At 64.0% G+C, this 19,488-nt stretch carries 17 protein-coding genes; 16 read left to right on the forward strand and 1 reads right to left on the reverse strand.

Annotated features, from left to right (window positions below):
* The first annotated feature begins 6 nt into the window (after positions 1 to 6).
* From gspG to AVKW3434_RS04775, 16 genes are all read left to right on the forward strand, one after another.
* Positions 7 to 462, forward strand: coding sequence for a type II secretion system major pseudopilin GspG (gspG, locus tag AVKW3434_RS04700; protein WP_092745333.1), 456 nt, complete (start codon positions 7 to 9; stop codon positions 460 to 462).
* Between the two features lie 26 nt (positions 463 to 488).
* Positions 489 to 935, forward strand: coding sequence for a GspH/FimT family pseudopilin (locus AVKW3434_RS04705; protein WP_284404900.1), 447 nt, complete (start codon positions 489 to 491; stop codon positions 933 to 935).
* Positions 935 to 1,339 (forward strand): PulJ/GspJ family protein, encoded by a 405-nt coding sequence (locus tag AVKW3434_RS04710; protein WP_284398397.1) that lies wholly within the window; start codon positions 935 to 937, stop codon positions 1,337 to 1,339. Before AVKW3434_RS04705 ends, AVKW3434_RS04710 begins: the two co-directional genes overlap by 1 nt.
* Positions 1,339 to 2,019, forward strand: a complete 681-nt coding sequence (locus tag AVKW3434_RS04715) for a prepilin-type N-terminal cleavage/methylation domain-containing protein (RefSeq protein WP_284404902.1) — start codon at positions 1,339 to 1,341, stop codon at positions 2,017 to 2,019. The genes AVKW3434_RS04710 and AVKW3434_RS04715 overlap by 1 nt, the downstream gene beginning before the upstream one ends.
* Positions 2,016 to 2,882, forward strand: a complete 867-nt coding sequence (locus tag AVKW3434_RS04720; protein WP_284404904.1) for a type II secretion system minor pseudopilin — start codon at positions 2,016 to 2,018, stop codon at positions 2,880 to 2,882. Before AVKW3434_RS04715 ends, AVKW3434_RS04720 begins: the two co-directional genes overlap by 4 nt.
* Before the next feature lie 7 nt (positions 2,883 to 2,889).
* Complete coding sequence (locus AVKW3434_RS04725; RefSeq protein WP_284404907.1) at positions 2,890 to 4,224, forward strand: PilN domain-containing protein; 1,335 nt, start codon at positions 2,890 to 2,892, stop codon at positions 4,222 to 4,224.
* Positions 4,221 to 4,781, forward strand: coding sequence for a type II secretion system protein GspM (gspM, locus tag AVKW3434_RS04730; protein WP_284404909.1), 561 nt, complete (start codon positions 4,221 to 4,223; stop codon positions 4,779 to 4,781). The genes AVKW3434_RS04725 and gspM overlap by 4 nt, the downstream gene beginning before the upstream one ends.
* Positions 4,778 to 5,386 carry a hypothetical protein gene (locus tag AVKW3434_RS04735; protein ID WP_284404912.1) on the forward strand — a complete coding sequence of 203 codons (609 nt, stop codon included), beginning with the start codon at positions 4,778 to 4,780 and terminating at the stop codon, positions 5,384 to 5,386. Before gspM ends, AVKW3434_RS04735 begins: the two co-directional genes overlap by 4 nt.
* Positions 5,387 to 5,436: 50 nt before the next feature.
* Entirely contained in the window at positions 5,437 to 7,869 is a 2,433-nt protein-coding gene (gene gspD / locus AVKW3434_RS04740; protein WP_284404914.1) for a type II secretion system secretin GspD, read from the forward strand.
* A gap of 49 nt (positions 7,870 to 7,918) precedes the next feature.
* A complete protein-coding gene (locus AVKW3434_RS04745) occupies positions 7,919 to 8,341 on the forward strand; it encodes a hypothetical protein (protein ID WP_284404916.1) in 423 nt (140 codons plus the stop codon).
* Positions 8,342 to 8,537: 196 nt separating this feature from the next.
* A complete protein-coding gene (locus AVKW3434_RS04750) occupies positions 8,538 to 10,163 on the forward strand; it encodes a cell surface protein (RefSeq protein ID WP_284404918.1) in 1,626 nt (541 codons plus the stop codon).
* 97 nt (positions 10,164 to 10,260) lie between these two features.
* On the forward strand, positions 10,261 to 11,166 hold the full coding sequence (locus tag AVKW3434_RS04755) for a peptidylprolyl isomerase (protein ID WP_284404920.1): 906 nt from the start codon (positions 10,261 to 10,263) through the stop codon (positions 11,164 to 11,166).
* Positions 11,167 to 11,258: 92 nt separating this feature from the next.
* A complete protein-coding gene (locus tag AVKW3434_RS04760; protein WP_284404922.1) occupies positions 11,259 to 12,059 on the forward strand; it encodes an ABC transporter permease in 801 nt (266 codons plus the stop codon).
* Positions 12,056 to 13,390, forward strand: a complete 1,335-nt coding sequence (locus AVKW3434_RS04765; RefSeq protein WP_284404924.1) for an ABC transporter ATP-binding protein — start codon at positions 12,056 to 12,058, stop codon at positions 13,388 to 13,390. The genes AVKW3434_RS04760 and AVKW3434_RS04765 overlap by 4 nt, the downstream gene beginning before the upstream one ends.
* A gap of 182 nt (positions 13,391 to 13,572) precedes the next feature.
* Positions 13,573 to 14,463 (forward strand): class I SAM-dependent methyltransferase, encoded by an 891-nt coding sequence (locus AVKW3434_RS04770; RefSeq protein WP_284404926.1) that lies wholly within the window; start codon positions 13,573 to 13,575, stop codon positions 14,461 to 14,463.
* 86 nt (positions 14,464 to 14,549) lie between these two features.
* On the forward strand, positions 14,550 to 15,407 hold the full coding sequence (locus AVKW3434_RS04775) for a methyltransferase domain-containing protein (RefSeq protein ID WP_284404928.1): 858 nt from the start codon (positions 14,550 to 14,552) through the stop codon (positions 15,405 to 15,407).
* 123 nt (positions 15,408 to 15,530) lie between these two features.
* On the opposite strand, the gene AVKW3434_RS04780 is transcribed toward AVKW3434_RS04775, so the two are convergent.
* On the reverse strand, positions 15,531 to 19,433 hold the full coding sequence (locus AVKW3434_RS04780) for a methyltransferase domain-containing protein (RefSeq protein WP_284404930.1): 3,903 nt from the start codon (positions 19,431 to 19,433) through the stop codon (positions 15,531 to 15,533).
* Positions 19,434 to 19,488 lie beyond the last annotated feature (55 nt).

Consider the following 19,488-nt stretch of genomic DNA (forward strand, 5'->3'; position numbering starts at 1 on the left):
TCTTCCATGGCGCATTCCCGTGCTGGCCGCTCCTGTGGCACCCCTATGCAACGCAAATCCGCCCGCGGCTTCACCCTCATCGAACTGCTGGTCGTTCTGGCCATCCTGACGCTGCTGGCAGGCCTCGTCGGCCCCCGTGTGCTGAATCAACTGGGTGGCGCCAAGGCCAAGACGGCCGGCGTGCAGATCGCCGACCTGGACAAATCGCTGGAGTTGTTCAAGCTCGATGTGGGCCGCTACCCTTCGACCGAAGAAGGCCTGGAGGCGCTGGTGAAGCGCCCCGGCTCCGTGAACGGCTGGACAGGCCCTTACCTCAAGGGCGGCGTGCCTTCGGACCCTTGGGGCCATCCGTACCGCTATGCCAACCCGGGCCCGAACGGCGGCATCGAGATCCTGTCGCTCGGCTCCGACGGCGCCCCTGGCGGTGAGGGCGAAGCGGCCGACATCCGCAACACGCCCTGATCGCCTGCATTCCCGGGCTTTCTGCCATGCGGCGCGAGCGCGGCTTTACGCTGGTCGAGTTGCTGGTCGTGTTCGCGATCCTGGCGCTCGTGATCGGCCTCGCACCGCTGGCCTTCGATCGGCTGCGAGACTCGGCGCAGTACCGTGACACGGTCCGCACGATGATCAGCCAGATGCGTGCCGCCCGTGTCACCGCCATGGCGGAAGGGCGGGAGGTCCGCTTCTCTGTGGACTTGAAAAACCGCATGTATGGCAACGACTCCGCCTTGAAGCCGTTGCCGCAGCCGTTGCAGTTGCGTGCCATCGTGGCCGGTACCGAATTGAATGCGCAGAGCCAGGCGGCCATCCGCTTCCTGCCGGGTGGCGGCGCCACGGGCGGCAGCATCGAAATCCTGAGGGCGCCCGGCATCGGCACTCGGTTGAGGGTGGACTGGCTGTCGGGGCGCGTGACGCAAGAGGCCCTCACCCGATGATGCGGGGCCTGCATCGCCGACAGCGGGGCTTGACCTTGCTGGAGTTGCTGGTGGCCTTCGCCATCATGGCGTTGTCGCTCGGCATGCTTTACCGCGCGATGGGCAGCAGCGCGCGCAGCGTTGCGGACGTGGATCGGTATCAACGCGCAGTGGTGCTGGCCGAGTCGCTGCTTGCCCTGCGCGACGCCATACCCGAACAGGGCTTGAACCAGTCGGGGGAGTCCGCCGGCTACCAGTGGCGCATCACCACTGCGCCCTATGCGACGGAGTTCAAAGGACCGACCATTCCGCCTTTGCACGAGTTGAACATCGTCATCTCCTGGTCGGACGGTGTGCGCCTGCGCAACTTCGAATTGAGTACCTTGCGGCCACAGCGCAAGCCGCCCGAGCCGGGGCGTGGATGATGAAGCGGTTGCCCGAAGGCTCGAAGGCGCCGCGCCAGCACGGCGTCACCTTGGTGGAGCTGTTGGTGGTCATCACCTTGCTGTCGCTCGTGATGCTGGCCCTGGGGTCCGCATTGCGTACCACGGCACAAACGGAAGAGAGGGTGGATCGCCGGATGCTGCGGACCGATGAACTGCGGGTGGCCAACGGGTTTCTGCGCTCGGTGCTGGGCCGGGTGTCTCTGCAAAAGCGGGCGGCGGTTGTCTCCATCGACGAGAGCCCGTACTTTTTCATCGGGCTGCCCGAAGAGATGGCTTGGGTGGGGGTGATGCCAGCCCGTTACGGTGTGGGTGGGCGCTACCATTTTCGATTGGGCGTGCTGGACCAGGCATCGGGGCCTGCTTTGGTATTGCGGTACTTGCCTTGGATCGATGGAGGTGTGGCGCCGGATTGGAGCCAGTCCGCCAGCTACGTGCTGGTGGATGGGGTGACCGGCTTTTCACTTCGGTACGAAGACGCCAATGAAGAGCCTCCTGTCTGGGGTGCTCCCTGGAAGGCGGTTGATCGGCTGCCTCAACGGGTTTCGATCGCGATCCGGACCTCCGCAGGCGTTTGGCCGGACATCGTCATTCCAATGCGCGTTCTGCCATCCAGCGATCCGGCCAGCGACGGAGCCACTTTTGGCGGGAGCCGCTCGTGAATCAGTGCAAGCCAGGTAAGCACCGTAACAAGAAACAGCGCGGCATGGCGCTGTTGGCCGTGCTCTGGATGGTCGCGGCCCTCACCATCATCGTGTCTGGCCTGACACGGTCCATCCGGGAAGAGGCGCGCGTCATGTCCTTGTCGCGCCAGAACGTCCAGGCCCAAGCGCTGGGCGATGCGGCGATTCAACTGGCATTGCAGGCGCTGGTGGCCAGCAACACCCCCCTGGCCCGCACCCGGCAGGCACAGATCGACTATCGTGGGGTCACGATGCAGGTCCAGGCCATGCCTTTGAACGGCTTGATCGACATCAATAGTGCGCCTGTTGCCTTGCTGGCGAAGCTCTTTTCCGTTGCGGGCGAAATGCCGGCAGAGGCGGCCCAGGGGCTCGCGCAAGCCACGGTGGAAATGCGTGAGCGGCGTGATCCACGTGGTGCGCCGCAGCGTTTCGAATCGGAAGAAGACCTGCTCAAGGTGCCCGGGGTGGACTACACCCTCTATGCTAGACTTTCGCCGCTCATCACTGCAGATCTTCGAGGGCGAGGCTTGGTCAATCCGATGGCTGCGCCCATGGAAGTGCTGACGGTCCTTGCCGGAGGAAACGCTGCTGTCGCCATGCGCATCGTAGCGGACCGGGATGCCGGGGCTGAAGGCATCGACACCACGGCCCTGGAGGCCGCATTTTTAGATAACTCGACGGTTCGGCGGCTGCGAATCCAGGCAAGGGTTCCCATGCCGGACGGTGTTTGGTTGCGCGTATCGCGCAGCATCGATTTCAACGCACGTGCGAAGGGCGGTTTGCCGTGGCAGACCTTCCGTGCCAGTTCAGGCGTTGAGCCCGTGATACGTAAAAACTCCTGAGCCACCCATGCCTTCCATTTCCTCCGATGCCCGTTTCCTGGGAATCGACTTGCACGCGCTCTGGCGTGATGTCCGCAGTCCCTGGCAGGGCATGCATGCGTGGCCGCTGTTCTCCTGGCTGACGCCGTCCGCGCCGGTCGTGCTGCTTCACCCTGAGGATGGTCTCTCTTTCTGGCTGGGGGACGAAAGGCAGTCCAAGGTGGCGGGCCCGGTCAAGGCCAGCTTCACCGCCGTTGAGCTGCCTGAAGAATTCGTGCTTCGCAGGACGCTGACCTTGCCGCCCATGGCTGAATCGGACATCGCCAAGGCCGCTGCCCTGGAAGTGCGTGCCATCAGCCCCTTTCCCGAGGCGGATCTGGTGTGGGGCCATCGCTTGGTCGAAGGCACTGCCGGCAGTTCCCGAATCGAGCTGGCCTTGGCGTCTCGCAGGCAGGTCGCCCAATACCTCGCCTCTCAGGCCGCTCGCCTTGGCGGCGTGTCAAACCCGGAAGTCTGGGTGCGCAGCAATCAACACCGCCCCATCGTGCTTGGTGGCTATGGTGAAGGCTTGCGACATGCGCATGCACTGAGATGGAGGCGAGCGGGCTATGGGCTCTTGCTCTCGATGGCCGTACTGGCCATGGTCATTGCGGTGACTCCTACGCTCCAACTGCGCGAGCGCGCGATCGAGGCGGCGCAGAGGTACCAGGATGCGGCCAAGCGCACGGCCCCGGTCGTCGCCAAGCGGGATGCACTCATGCAATCGGCAGAAAAGCTCGGGATGCTGTCGGAAGTGCTTGCCACGCGCATTGAGCCTTTGCGTGTGCTGGACAAGCTGACCCAGCTGCTGCCGGACGATACCTATCTGCAGAGTTTTCGCATGCAGGGCGCCAAAGTGACCATCGTGGGAATGACCGGAAATGCGGCCGCCCTGATGCAGGTGCTGGGCAATGAGCCGGGGTTGCGAGAGGTCCGTGCCCCATCTGCTGCCACCCGGATGGGAAATTCCCCCAAGGAAACGTTTGCCATTGAATTCACGCTGGATCCTCAGTTTTTCGGGGTGGTGGGAAGTGCGGCCGCAGGCAAGGCCGCAGTGGCCTCCGCCGGAGCCGTGACGCCGGTCCTCGCCCCGGGGGGCGCTGCCAGCGCTGCTGCCTCAGGCGCCAGCGTGGCCGGAGCGCCTGCCGCACCAGTTTCGTTGCCCGCCAATTCATCCCCCAGCGCAGTCGCACCGCCCCCGGCCAGTGCCTCTCCATCGGCCGGTGGAGCTGCCTTTGGCGGATCGGTCGCCACATTCGGCGGCCGTACCACCACTGCGCCGGCAGTGCCCGCTTCTTCGCCTGCGAACCGTACCAAGCCATGAAACGCATTTCATCCCGTGAGGGGCTGATCCTCGTCTGTACTCTGGCTCTGGCGATCCTCCCCCTGGTCATGTTGGGCTGGTACATCGCTGAAAAGCACCAAGGTGCCGAGTCTCAACTGGCGCAAATGGAGCCGCGCTATGCGCGGCTTCTGGGGTTGGAGTCGCAGCGGACGGATATTGAGGCTGTGCTTGCGCAGGCCAATGCAGCAAGAACGCAGTACATCTATCCGGCCTCCCAGGATGCCAACCAGACTGGCAATGCGGCCCAGCAGCGGATCCGGGATATCTTCAGCGCGGCGGGCTTGCAGGTGATCAGCAGCCAGGTGCTGCCGGCCAAGGACGAGAAGGGCTTTGATCGCATTCCCCTGACGGTGCGGACCGAGGGCGAAATGCTGGCCCTGCAAAGTGCACTGGCCGTTCTGACCAGTCAAATGCCCATCATCGTCATCAATGATCTGGACATTCAGCTGCAGGGCGGCTATGCCAACTCGGATCCCAAGGTCGCCCCGCGTCTGTCGGCGCAGTTCGGCCTCAGCGTCTTGCGGGAGCGCACATGAAGCGGTATGCCTTGCATCTGCTGCTGCTGGCCAATGCAGCGTTGCTGATTCTTCTGGCATGGATGTGGGTTCCACCGGATGGAAGCGTTCGCAATGTGCATTGGCAAGAACCAACGCCACACCGCACGGATTTCGCTGCCATGCTCCCTGCGTTGCCAGGGGTGACCAACGCAGACACCGGGCAGTTCATTGCGATGCTGGACCGCCCATTGTTTGCTTTCACGCGCAGGCCCCCTCCACCGCCTCCGCCGCCCAAGGCCGCCGAGGAAGTGCAGGTCGACAACCTTAGCACCGCTCGCCTGTCAGGCGTCTTTGCCGGCGATGGCGCGGGAGGCATCATCATCGAAGTGGCCGGCAAGCACCGCCGTGCCCGCCTGAATGACAACATCGAAGGGTGGACGCTCCAGTCCATCAACGGTCGCAATGTCACCTTCATCAAGGGCGACCAAAGCCGTGTCCTGCAGCTGCCTCGTGCGGCCGTTACTTCGTATACCGGCATGGCTCCGGCAGCACAGGTCAGCGCTCCCACATCGATCGGACGAGGGGCGGTGCAACCTCCAGCCCGGTCCGCCCCCCCTCGCGCAACATTTGGCGGCCGTTCTTAAAGAACGTGCTTCCAATCTGTTCGTTTCTCCCCGTTTCCAGGCAAGCAGTCATGACCCCTTACCGACACGCACTCACCGCTATTGCGCTGGCCACTTGTCAGTTGGCCATAGCCCAGTCGCAGCAGTCCGCCCCCGCAACCGGTAGCAGCAATCTCGTCACGGAGTCGAGCGGCGCAGTGATGCCGAGCTCCGCGTCTGATTCGTCCGCCAATGCAGCTTCGACGAAGAAGGCGGACAAGCCTTCGGTAGAGGGCGAGCTTCCTGTCGCGGAGCCGCGGTTCATCATCGGAAACGACCGTGTGATCGCCCCGGCCAAGCCGGTCGCTGCCGTACAAGGCGCTCCGTTGTCCTTCAATTTCGAAGAGGCGCCGGTGGCAGAGGTTGTGCGTACCATCTTGGGAGATATCCTCAAGACGGACTACGTACTTCACCCGCCGTTGAGCGGAACGGTGACGCTGGCGACACGCACGCCCATTGCGCCGGATCAAGCCGTTTTCCTGCTGGAGAGTTCCTTGCAGGCCAACGGACTCGCCATGTTGCGCGATGCGCGCGGCACCTATCACGTCGGGCGGCCTGATGCATTGCGCAGCATTGGCGGGTCTGTTCGCCAGGTAGGCAACGGTCCACTGCCCCCGGGCTCGGGGGCCATCATCGTGCCGCTGCAATACATCGGTGCGAGCGAAATGGCATCCATCCTTCGGCCGATGATGCCCCCCGATGCCGTCGTGCGGGTAGACAACGTGCGCAATCTGCTGATTCTGAGTGGCACACGCACCCAGGCCGAGGGATGGCTCGATCTGGTGAACACCTTTGACATCGATCTGCTCAAAGGTATGTCGGTTGGGGTGTTCCCATTGAAGCATGCGTCGATCAAGGAAGTGGAAACCGCGCTGCGTCTGGTCAGTGGCGGCGGTGCCGCAGCGGCTTCCCCGAACGTCGGAGGAGCCGTTGCGGCAGGCACGCCGGGCGCGGCGCAGGCGAATGCGGCCAGTGCGGCACAGGCCATGCTGGGGGAAGGCAATCCGCTTTTCGGCGCTCTGCGCATCATGCCCATCGAGCGGCTCAACAGCATCTTGGTGGTGACACCACGCGCTTCCTATCTGGAAGAAGCCCGCCGCTGGATCGAAAAGTTGGACCAGCCCAGCGACAACGGGTCTGAGCCGCAGCTCTTCATCTACCAGGTGCAGAACGTCAATGCCAAGCATCTTGCGAGCGTGCTCAGCGGGATTTTCGGGGGGCAGACCGGTGGATCGAACGTGGCCAACAGCGGGGTGGCACCCGGGTTTGGAAGCGCGACGGGGAACTCCTTCGGCCAGGCGCAAAGCGGATTCGGCGGCGTTGGCAGCACTTTCAGCAGCAGCGGGTCCAGTTACATGGGCGGCAGCGGCGTCCGCTCTTCGGGCCTGACGGGCAGTGCCTTCTCCAGTGGTTCCGGAACCGGGGCTTTCGGCAGCCGCAACACCAACGCACAAGGTGCGCAGCAGCAGGGCACCTTGAGTGCCAACCTGGGCAGCGTCCGGGTGATGGCCGATGAACTGAACAATTCAGTGCTCATCTGGGGCACTCGCGCAGAGTATTCAAGGATCGAAGCGGCGCTGAAGAGGCTGGACCTTCCCCCCACGCAGGTGCTGATCGAGGCCAGCATCATTGAAGTGACCTTGAACGATGATCTCCAGTACGGTTTGCAATGGGCGTTCAACAACAGTCGGAATGGGTACACCGGGCAGGGGCTGATCAGCGGGCGAAACCCGACGACCGTCAACCGGGACACCTTGTTGGGAGGCGCATCTCAAGGCTTTTCCTATGTGCTCAGCAGTTCGACGGGCGTGCAGGTGGTACTCAATGCCCTGGCTGACAAATCCCTCCTGAAGGTCATCTCCAGCCCTTCCCTCATGGTGCTTGACAATCACACCGCGTCCATCAACGTGGGCAACCAGGAGCCGGTCAGCACGACGACGGTGAGCTTTGTGGACAATGCCAACGCGTCCACCAGTTCTGTTCAATATAAGGATACGGGCGTGAACCTTGTCGTCACGCCCTCCGTCAACGCTGGCAACATCGTGAACATGCAGGTGGACCAGACGGTGACTGACCTGGGTGCCGTCAGGAGCAACGCCAACAATCAGCCTGCGTTTTTGCAGCGTCAGATCAGCAGCAAGGTGGCTGTCCGGTCGGGCGAGACCATCGTGCTGGGTGGTTTGATCAAGGACAACAGTACAGTCGGCAAGGCAGGCGTGCCGCTGCTGCAAGATATTCCGGTGCTTGGAAACCTGTTCGGCACCAACAGCAACACCAGCAATCGAACGGAGCTGCTCGTTGTTCTGACTCCGCGCGTCGTTCGCACAGACATCGACATCCGTGAAGTGAGCGAAGACTTGCGGGATCGCATGAAGGGCCTGAGAGTCATTGAACTCAAGGAGCAGGGCAGCCGGACTCCTTTGAAGGCACCGCAAGCGCCGGTGCAACCAGTCCAGCCCAATTGAGTCGAAGAGCGTCGTCCAACCAGATCGTCAACAGGAGATCAGCACCACCATGGTTCAAAACACCACTTTCCGTCGCCGGATGGGTTCCATTTTCTTCGCTGCAGGCGTGATCGCACTCTCAGGATGCGCAGCCTTCAAGCCTGCTACCCCGGAACAGATCGTCGAGCAACGTGCGACCGACTATTGGAAAGCGAGAGTGGCAGGCCAGTATGACAAGGCCTACGCCTTGTCGACGCCTTCCTACCGAAAGGCCAAGACGGCCGAGCAGTTCAAGATGCAGTTTGGCGCAGGCGTCGCCGTGAAAAGCGTGGAAGTCACCAAAGTCACCTGCGACAGCGAAAAATGCACGACCCAAGTGAAATTGGGCGTTCAGCCAGGAATGGCCGGTGCCAAACTTGGTACCATCGACAGCTACCTGAACGAGACATGGCTGCTTGAAGATGGTCAGTGGTGGCACTACCAGGATCTTTGAGGGGCATTTGCCAAGCTGTTTGCAAGCAGTTTGCGAAGCAAGATTCACCTAACCGCAGACGGTGTTGCATTTCCTCAACAACAGGTTTTGTTACAGCGGTTCCGTTGTACAACACGTCAGAGCGCTGTGCTACCATCCCTTAGCGTAATCAATCGTGGTAGTTGCGCTTACCAACTTTTTAACTGGAGTTCTTGATATGAGAAAAAATGTTCTGGCCCTGAGCATTGCTGCCATGATTGGTGGCCTGGGCTTTGCTGGCGCCGCATCTGCTGATGTGGTGACCGGTGTAGCTCCTCTGAAGCCAACGACCGCTACGACGATGTCGTTCGCGGAAGGCGGCGTGGGTCATGCACTGCTGATTCCTTACTTCAACGCGCAAAACGGCAACATGACCGTGATGCACGTTGTGAACACCGACACCTCCAACGGCAAGGCTGTGAAGGTTCGTTTCCGCGGCGCCCTGAACTCCGACGACATTCTTGACTTCCAAGTCTTCATGTCGCCTGGTGACGTGTGGACCGCTGCCGTGACGGCTGGCGCTGACGGCGTGGCACAAATCGTGACCGCTGACGGCACCTGCACGCTGCCTACGCTGGCCAAGGGTGTGAATCAGCGTTTCGTGACCGATCGTCTGAACCCCGGCATCGCCGACGCAGACAAGGCCAACAACACGCGTGAAGGCTACGTTGAAATTTTCAACATGGCTGACATTCCTCAGCTGCTGGCAGGCACCACCACGGCCAACCCACTGTACACGGCTATCAAGCACGTGAACGGCGTTGCACCTTGCACCCCTGCTGCTCTGAACGCTACGCTGCAAAACTTCACGACGCCTGCCGCCGTGGCTGCAGCTGGTTTCGACACGCCTTCCACCGGCCTGCTGGGTGACTGGTACATCATCAACGTCGCTCAAACGACGACGTTCTCGGGTGGTGCTACGGCAATCCGCGCTGAAAACAACGGCGCGCAAGCCATCGCCAACTTCGTGCACTTCCCACAATCGGCAAGCGCTGCACCTTCGCCTGACCTGTACACGGCCGACCCGCTGTTCCGTACCGTGAACGTGTTCACGACCGGCACGACGGCTCCTACGACCGTGCCTGCAATCGCAGCTGCGAACTATGACCTGCCCGACATGTCTACGCCTTACGTGACGGCTGCTACGGCTACCTCGGCTCCTCTGACGCAAGCTCGCCTGCTGACGAACGCCCTGGCCGTGACGTCGATCGCCAACCAGTACGCTAACGACACGAGCATCTCCGCCAAGACGGACTGGGTGTTCTCGATGCCTACCCGTCGTTACAACGTGGCGTCCAACTACGCTGCTGCGCAAACCGGTGGCAACGCTGCTCAAGTTCGTTACTTCTCCGACCTGATCGCCACCGGCAACGGTGTTGCTGACGAGCGTTTCAACCCAGCCAACACGTCGCTGGCTACCACGGGCGGCGCTATCTGCGTGAGCTCGACGGGCCAAGCGTTCTTCGACCGCGAAGAAACGACGACGACGACCGGCGCAGTGTTCTCGCCTGGTTCCATCACGCAGACCCGTTTCTGCGGCGAAACCAGCGTGCTGAGCTTCCTGGACACCGGCACCTCCGTGCTGGGTGGCTCGGTTGCTCGTCAAACGCTGTCGACGGGTTCGTTCACCAACGGCTGGAGCCGCGTGGATGTGCCTAACGTGGTGGCTGGCCAATCCCTGGGTCTGCCAATCCTGGGCGCTTCGTTCATCAAGCTGTCGAACCCCAGCGCTGCGGCTGGCACGTCCGGTACCTACGGTATCACGTGGCCCCACCGCTTCACGTTCCCTACGGTTACTCCGTAATTCGTGCGGCACTTTTCACAGTAATGTGAACCAAAAAAGGCGGGGGCAACCCCGCCTTTTTTTTTAATGCTTTTTTGATGGAGTGTTGGATTTGCACATGATTCGCTCAACCTATCGCCTGCTCGCTATGGCGGCAATTTCTGCAACTGCCTTTTCGGTCCATGCACAGTCCCCTGTACTGATCCAAGGCCCCAAGGTTGCCATCGATGCCCAGGATGTCCAGGCCGACTCCTTGCGCATGCCGGCCGAGATGCGGGCGACGGTGATGTCCCGCCCTCAGACCGTGACGCAAATCGCGTCCAATCTCTATGCGCGCAGGGTCATGGCGCTGCGTGCGGAAACCGCCGGCGTCGAGAAGGATCCTGAAGTGGCCGCAGCGCTGAAGATTGCGCGCGACAAGGTGCTGTCAGACGCCTACATCGCAAAAATCGACAAGGAAAGCACACCCACGGACGCGGCGGTCGAAGGGTTTGCGCGAGACATCTACAAGGCCAAACCAGAGCGTTTCAAGGCCGGCGAGCAAGTCCACGTGAAGCACATTCTCATTGCGGGCTCCGACGCCGCATCACGCCTGCAGATCGAGAAGATCCAGCAAGAGTTGAAGGCTGGCGCCGACTTCGACAAGTTGGCCAAGGAGCGTTCTGCGGACAAAGGCTCTGCAGAAAAAGGTGGTGACCTGGGATCCTTCGAGCGGGGCCGCATGGTGGCCGATTTCGACGAAGCCGCCTTCGCGTTGACCAAGCCTGGCCAACTGAGCGACATCGTTGAGACCCAGTTCGGCTTCCACATCATCAAGCTGGAAGACCGCACCCCATCGCGCACCCGTCCATTCAGCGAAGTGCGTGATGAACTGATGAACGAGGTCCGCAACAACGTTCGCCAGGAAGCGCGCGTGGCCGAGGCCCAGAAGATGCAGCAAGAGGCCAAGATCGATGCCGCTGCGATCGCATCCTTCTCCCAGGGTTATGCAGCGCAGGTTCCGCCCACTAAGATCGCTCCCTGAGTTCTCCGTCTGAGCGGAGGTGAAGCAAGTGCCCTCCAAAGCACTTGCTTCTTTATTTCTGGCGGACCTGACTGCCAATCTGAACAAGCTGAATGCAAACCTTATGGAATGAATGGCGCGCGATCTGGAGTGCGCGCTCTCTGGTGTGGGTTCTGGTGCAACGAGAAGTGGCTGCAAGGCATGCGGGCACCGCCGTGGGCGTGCTGTGGCCCTACCTGCAACCTCTGCTGACGGTCGCCGCCTACTATCTCGTTTTCGACGTGGTGTTTTCCATGCGGCTCGGGGACGGAGCACCGACGCACGCCGTGGGCACGTTCCTGGTCGTGGGTGCGCTGCCCTGGATGGCTTTCTGCGATGCGGTGTCGCGGGGCATGAACAGCCTCATCGAGGCGGGTAGCATGCTGCAGAAAAACCCGCTTCCCCCGGTGCTCTTCACGACCCGTTCGGTGCTGGCGAGCGCGGTGATTTTCGGGCCGCTTCTGTGTTTCGTGGCGCTGGTGTACACGCCGCTGCACGGGTTCCGCCCTGCCATGCTGGCCATGGTGCCTCTCATGGCCCTGCAACTGGTCCTTTGCGTGCTGCTGGGTTACCTGTTGGCCATCCTGGCGGCGGCGCTGAGAGACACCGTTCAGATCGTCGGCTTCCTGCTGTCCGTGGGAATCTACCTCACGCCCATTCTTTTCCCCTTGACGATGTTCCCGGCCAACTGGCGCTGGGTCCTTTGGCTCAATCCCATGACGGCCCTGGTGATCGGCTACCAGCAAGTGCTGTTGCAGGGCAATTGGCCGCCGATGGGTGTCTGGGTGGCGGGCGTGGTCTGGCTCGTCGTCCTGGCGCTGGCTTTGAACACGTTGGTCAAACGCAGCCGTGATCAGTTGGTGGACTGGCTATGACGATGATTGAACGCACCTCCGAGACCGTTCTGAAAGTGCAGGACGTGGGCAAGGAGTACAAGCTCTACGCCTCTCCCCGCCAGCGGCTCAAGTCCTTGATCACCGGGCGATCGGCGCACCGCAGCCATTGGGCCCTGAAAGGCGTGTCCTTCGAACTGCAGCGCGGCCAGTGCATCGGCGTCATCGGCGACAACGGGGCGGGCAAGAGCTCGCTGCTCAAGCTGCTGGCCGGCACGCTGCAGCCCTCCACGGGCTCGATCGAGCGGGTGGGCCGGGTCACTGCCATTCTGGAGTTGGGCGCGGGTTTCCACCCCGACTTCAGCGGCCGCGACAACTTGTACTTCGGCGGCAGCCTGATCGGCATTGACCGCGAAGAGATGGAGCGGCTGGAGCCGGAGATCGTCGAATTCTGCGAATTGGGCGAGGCGCTGGACCGGCCGGTCAAGACCTACTCTTCGGGCATGTCGGTCCGGCTGGCCTTCGCGCTGGTGACCGCGGTGCAGCCCGACGTGCTGATCATCGACGAAGCCCTGGCGGTGGGCGATCAGCATTTCCAGAAGAAATGCGTGGACCGCATCATGGCGTTCCGCAATGCCGGCTGCACGATCCTGTTCTGCTCGCACAGCCCGTACCACATCCGCCATCTGTGCGATCTGGCGCTTTGGCTGGACGGGGGGCGCGTCAAGCAGTTCGGCCTGACGGAGCCCGTGCTGGGCGCCTATGACGTGCACTCCCGCCTGCGCAATGCAGAAAGCCAGCACCACGCGGCGGCGGGGCAGGAGGGCGCCAGCGATGCGCCCGCGCCCGACAACGGCGCTCCGCTGGACGACGGCGAAGCCGCCTCCAAGGTTTCGGGCGCCGAGGCGGCTTCCGCCGCCGGCCGCCGGCAACGCAATGGCAATGCCCCGGCCCGCGACGATGGCTCCGCCCGCATTCTGTCGGTGGAAATCCAGAACCTGGGCGAACCGCAGGACGGCGGCTACGGCCGGCTGTCCGGCAAAGACCTGATCGCCCACATCACCGTGCGCGGCCGGGGGGGCGAGCGGCCCAATGTCGGCTTCATGATCGAGCAGTCCAAAGGGGTCGGCATCACGTCGCTGGCCACCCACGAAGAGGGCGCGGCGCCCGTGTCGCTGGGCGATGGCCTGTGGCGCTCGGTGCTGATGTTTCCCAGCCTGCCGCTGCACAGCGGGGACTACGTGATCAGTGCGTTCCTCTTCGACGAGAGCGGCCTGGTGGTGTACGACGAGTGGTTCCAGTTCCTGAACTTCAACTGGGTAGCTCCAACCCTCATGCCAGGGCTGGTGAAATTGCCGCACCACTGGGGGTGAGCATGCCGGCCGGCCCACTGCAGGGCGCTTGCGTTCTGCCGCCGTGGACGGCCGGGATCTCCCTCCAATGAGATGCTATATTTTTGATAGCTTAATGCCCTAGTAGAATATGCGCCGGAGCCATTTTTTGCCAATGACGGTTTTCCGCCTTTCGGCAGGATCTTCCCCCGTCCCTTGACCCCATGAACGATCTGACCGCCCCTCCTCAAAAGGCCTCCGACTGGCTGGCCCTCGGAATCCAGCACCTCGAACGCGACGAGCGCGTCCTGGCCGCAGAGGCCTTGCGCCATGCCTTGCAGGACCGCGAAACGCGCCTCACCGCCCACCAGCTCATCGAGCAGCACACGTTGCCGGGCGCCTTCTCCCAGATGATGGGGCTGAACTGCGAGATCGCGCGCGCCGACGACATCTTTCGCTTTTTCGAGGGCCACCCCTCCAGTACCAACCCTCTGCGCGACTATCTCGCGGATGGCTGGCGCACGCTGTCCGAGCTGATGACGCTGCTGGAGACCGTGGACCGGCCTTTGCTCAAGACCCCGCGTTTCATGGAGTTCGCGAGCGGGCACGGCCGCTTCACGCGGCATCTGGTGAAGGCGCTGGGTGCGGACCGGGTGACGGTGTCCGACGTCGTGCCGGACGCCATGGCGTTCGCGCAGCGCACTTTCGGCGTGCGGAGCGTGCTGTCTTCCACGGTGCCGGAGAGCCTGGTGTGGGATCAGCAGTACGACGTGGTGTTCGTGCTGTCGCTGTTCAGCCACCTGCCGCGCAGCACCTGGGCCCGCTGGCTGCAGTGCCTGTACGACGGCGTGGCACCTGGAGGGGTTCTGGTGTTCTCCACGCATGGTTTGAAAGCGGCGGCGCACGACAGCGTTGCGCTGGACGATGACGGCTTCTTCTTCGCTCCGTCCAGCGAATCCCAGGCCATCGATGTGCAGGAATACGGCACCGCGTTCACGTCCGAGGACTTCGTCCTCGCGCGCATCGCGGAGACGGTGGGCGCGGACAAGCTCGTTCACCGCTCGCTGGTGCATTTCTGGAACCACCAGGATGCCTATGTGCTCGCCAAGCCCTGAGCGCAGGGTGTGGTGGGCCTGACTGACCCCCTTCCTGGCTCCGAGCCCTTTGACTGATTGAAATCCTGCGACAGGCGTTTTCCTCCATGACCACTCTGTTCGATCGCATCCAGCAACGATTTTGGGGACCGCCCCAGTGGGATGCCGAGCGCATTTCCGACGAGTGGTTCCGGGCGCACTTCCACTATGCGGCCGATGTGGTCCAGCACTGGCTGGGTTCGGCGCTGGATGTGAAGACGGCGCGGCTCCTCAACTTCGGTTGTGGCGACGGCATCACGGACCTGGCCCTGGTCCTGCGCCACGGGGCGACGTCGATCCATGGCATCGATATCCGGCAGGAGTACGCCAAGCTGCCGCGCATCGCGAAGGAGCAACTGGGCCTTCGCCGCGTGCCGAAGGCCCTGAGCTTCGAGACCATCGCACCCGCCACCCCACTGGCGGGACGGCGGCCGGTGGACGGGATTTTCAGCTGGTCCACGTTCGAGCATGTGAGCCAGGACCAGCTCGAACCCATCGCCCGCGACCTGTACGCGGCGCTCAATCCCGGGGGCGTATTCTTCCTGCAGATCGAGCCGCTGTATTTTTCTCCCTTCGGCTCGCACCTGCGGCGCTATGACGAGGTGCCCTGGCACCACCTGCTGGTGAGCGATGACGAGCTGTGGGCCATCATCCAGGCGCACGAAGGGCCGATCGATGGCGCCGAGCGCGATTTCGGCTTCGACGACTTCGGTGTTGAGGGGTACAAGAAGTTCGTCTTCAACGAGTACAAGGCATTGAACCGGCTGACGGCGGACGAGCTGGTGGCCCTGATGACCCGGGTGGGCTTTCGGGTCATTCGCCAGGAGCGGCGCAGTGTGCAGATGGACATTCCAGCGGCCCTGCACGGCCAATACCCGGACGAACTGCTGCTCAACAACGAGATCTTTCTGCTGCTGGGCAAATAGGGCCCGGATCGCCCATCGCCGCCATCTTTCGCACGAGGGCGCCGATAGGTCTTCCAAAAACAAAAAAGGGCTGCCGGAGAGGGCAGCCCTTTTCGTTCCGGCGCTGCGCGGCGCGGAGCCGGTTCAGGCTTGCAGCCAGTTCTTGACCCGGCGTTGCCACTGCGCCGGGATGCGCCGTGCAACGCCGCGCAGCACCGGCAGCGAGCGCAGATAGACCACCGCCGACAGCATGCCCGACTTGGCAGCGGCGCTGGGCGTGGCCTGGGGCAGGTAGGGCTGCAGGTCGGCCAGGGTCATGGGGGGCAGGGCGTTGGCGGGCGCGATGTCTGCCAGGTAATCGGTTGCATAGCGGAACGGCGCAGAGGATTCGTGCGGCACGGGTGCTTGCGGCTGCGCCTCGGCCAGGGCCGGGGCCTCGCCCTGGGCGAAGTGCCGGTCGCGGACCTCGGTGAACCAGGCCAGCCATTGGGCGGGCGTGGCATCCCAGGGGTGCACCCAGCTCCAGGGCCGGCCCGCCAGCCGCTCGGCGAAGGCGCCGATGTCGGGCACCACCACCGGCAGGCCGGCCAGCAGCGCGGCGCTCAGGGTGTAGCTGTAGGTCTCGGGCCATTGGGCGGGGAACCAGACCAGGTCCGGCTCCAGCCATTGCAGCAGGCCGGGCAGGTCCTTTTCTTCGTACTCGCCGTGTATGGTCAGGCGGGCGCGGGGCTGCGTCTGAAGGTGGCGGTAGCCGTAGCCGATCAGGTGGAAATCCACGAGGGCGTTGCGGCGGGCCGCCTCGGCGGCCACGGCTTCCAGCACGTCCGCGCCCTTGATGGCGCTCAGGGCGCCGATCACCACCACCCGCAGCCGTTGGCCAGGCTGCAGCGTGCGCGGCGCGGGCAGCGGCAGCGCCGCGCTGTCGGGCAGATCGGTGTGCGGCACGGCGTACACGTGCGCCGCCGGCGCGAAGCCGGCAATGCGCCGCGCCGTGTCGTGGCTGGGCGCCAGCACCCGGCGTGCGCCGGTGAGCAGGCGTGCATTCGCGCCGCGCCATTCGGCGACGGTGCCGCCCAGGGGGGAATGCATCTCCGGCGTGCAGCACTTGCATTGCCCGGGACCGATCTCGCCGGCGTACCGGTTGGTCGTGTCGGTCATCGAGATGTGCGTGCAGTAGCTGTAGTAGTCGTGCGCGGTGAAGTCGTAGGGCACATCCAGCAGGTGCGGGATGTTGCGCACTTCCTGGCCGTGGCCCAGCAGGTGGTGGAAGTGCACCTGCCGCACGCCCAGCTGCCGCAGCACCCCGAGCAGGTCGTCGTACTGGTCGTTCAGGCGGAAGGTGAGCTCGAAGCCCTCATCCTGCCCCGCCATGCGCAGCCGCACGCTGTGCCCGGGGGCGGGCGTGAGTGTCAGGAAGGTGGCCTGGTCCGCCAGGTGCACGGCCAGTTCGCGGACGTGCCGGACCGTGCCGCCGGCCCGGTCGTGCAGCACGGCGAGCACGGCCGGCACACCGGCCTCGGCGATGCGGGCCACGTCGAGCGCCAGCCGGTAGGGCTGCGCCGGATCGGCCTGCACGAACGCGTGCACGTCACGCTCGTAGCGGGGGTGCAGGCGGCGCAGGGTTTCCATGGCGGCCAGCTCGCGCGGGCTCTTGCTGTCGCCGAAGCTGACCCCGCCGGTGTGCAGCACGAAGGTGTCCAGCAGGTGCAGGTTGCGCCAGCCGGCCGCGTGCGCGCGCTGGCAGAAGTCGTTCTCTTCGCCGTAGCCCTTGCCGAAATGCTCGGTATCGAACAGGCCGAGCTGCACCAGGCAATCGCGCCGGATGTACATGCAAAAGCCGACGCCCGTGGGCACGTCCACGACCGCGCCCGGGTGGGTCCTGGCGCACAGCGCGTCCAGGCGGGCCGTGTCGTAGCCGGGCGGCAGGTCGTTGTCCTTGCAAAAGCGCGGGTAGCTGCAGATGGTGGCGTTGTTGGAGAACGGGGTGACCGAGGCCACCTTGGCATCGCCGTAGGCGGCGTTGCGGATGCGGTCGAGCCAGTCGTTGGCGACTTCCGTGTCGCTGTTGAGCAGCAGCACATCGTTGCTGCCGCTCAGGGCCATGCCGCGATTGACGGTGCCGACGAAGCCGAGGTTTTCCTCGTTTTCCAGCAGCACGATGCGCTCGTCCTGCGTGGCCCGCTGGCGCAGCCAGGCCGTGACTTCGGGCTCGGGGCTGGCGTCGTTGATGACGATGAGGCGGTAGGGCGTAGCGCACGGGCTGGCCAGCACGGAATCGACGCACATCTGCGTGTCGGCCAGGCCCCGGTAGACGGGCACGATCACATCCACGGGGTGCTGCGGCGGCGTGACCTGCACGGGCCCCTGCGCCGCCGCTGCGGCGGCATGCTTGGGCGCACGGCCCAGAAGGCGGTCCACGCGCATCTTGGTGTGGACGAGGGGGCGGGTCGCGCGGAACACGGTGGAGTTTTCGATCGTTTTCAAGTGGTGGGCGAGGGCGCCGTAGTCGTGTTGCAGGCGGCCCAGTTCATGCTGCAGTCGGGTGGCGTTGCGCTGGAACTGGGCGGACTCCTGCTGCAGGTCGGCCCGCTGGCGCAGCAGCGTCTGGGTGCTGCTCTTGAGCGTGGCGTTGTGCTCCAGCAAGGCCTGGTTGGTGTACTCCAGGGTGCGCTTGTCGCCCTCGAGCACTTCCTTTTGCTCGCCCAAAGTGCGCTTTTCCAGCTCGAGCGCCTCGCGGGTCTCCCGAAGCAGTCGATCAGCCTCGCGCTGTGCCTGCGCCTGGGCCAGGGCTGCTGCCGTCTTCAGGTCGGAAATCTGTTCCTGCAGCGGGAAGATGGCACTCGAAAGGGCCAGGTAGTCGGCGGACATGGGCCACCCCAGGTCGATGTCCAGCACGGCCCCGCCGCCGGCGTGGCCGGTCAGGACGTCCCGGGGGATCGGCAACTCCATCCAGGGGTCGTCCCCGGTGAGCAGCAGCAGGGTGGCGGGGGAGGCGGCCGGCATGGGCTGCTCCCACACGATCTGGCGGTGGGGCGAGCGCGCCAGCAGCGAGCGCGATGCGGTGTCGGCCTGCCACGTCCACACCGCGTCGCCCTGGGCATTGCGCAGAGCGATGCCATGCAGGTGCATGAAGCCGGGGCGGTCCGCCGGGTCGAGCCTCAGGTTCGTGAGGGGCGTGGGCGTATCGGGCAGGGTGAAACGCACCGTCTGGCGTTCGCGGCCGATGATGCCGGTGGCGGTCAGCTTGCGGTCTTCGGCGTATTCGCCGTTCTGGCCCAGGTAGAGCTGCGCCGTGAACAGGGCGTGGGCTTCCTGCGGGTCCGGCGTGCCGCTCTGGTCCTCGGCGATGGCCTGGGCGGCAGGCTGCGCCACGGCGATGAACTGGTAGGCCATGGCATCGGGTGCTCCGAGCAGATGGCGCGAGACGGCCGGTGGCAGCAGGTCGAAGGCGGCCTTGAACTCCGATTCGGGCACTTCGCGGCGCACGGTGTCGATCTGGTCGACGGCCCAGCGCTGCTCGCCCAGGAACCGCCCCAATGATCGCCGGGTGAAGAAGCGAAGGTGGGTGCGGTCCAGCAGGCCTTCCTCGCGGTAGCGGAATTCACCTTGCAGCAATTCGGCCACCAGGCCGCAGTAGCCGGCGTTGGGCACCGAAATCAGCAATTGACCACCGGTTGCCAGCAGTTCGCGGCATTGCGCCAAGATGCCCTCCGGGCGGCGCAGGTGTTCGAGCACGTCGGCACACACGATGTAGTCGTAGCGCTGGCCGGTAAAAAGGGTAACCAGATCGCACGTTTCCAGATCGGACACTTCCACGCGCCGGTAGTGGGGGCGGGCGTGTTCGGCCTCGGCTTCGCTGAGCGTCACGCCATCGCTGGTGCAGCCCCGGGTCTCTGCCAGATATTGCCCGAGTGCGCCGCTGCCGCAGCCCAGGTCGAGCACCGTGGATCCCTCGCGGACAAGGCTCGCCAGCACGGAAAGGGAGGTGCGTTCGTCTTGCTTGATGGTACGCAGATAGACGTGCAAATCCTCGATTGTTTGGGTCATCCCCGGATTATGACGGGCGCATGGCAGCGGCCCGCCTGGCAGGACGGTGTGCGAG

The organism is Acidovorax sp. SUPP3434 (assembly GCF_030159015.1).
GTDB lineage: Bacteria > Pseudomonadota > Gammaproteobacteria > Burkholderiales > Burkholderiaceae_C > Paracidovorax.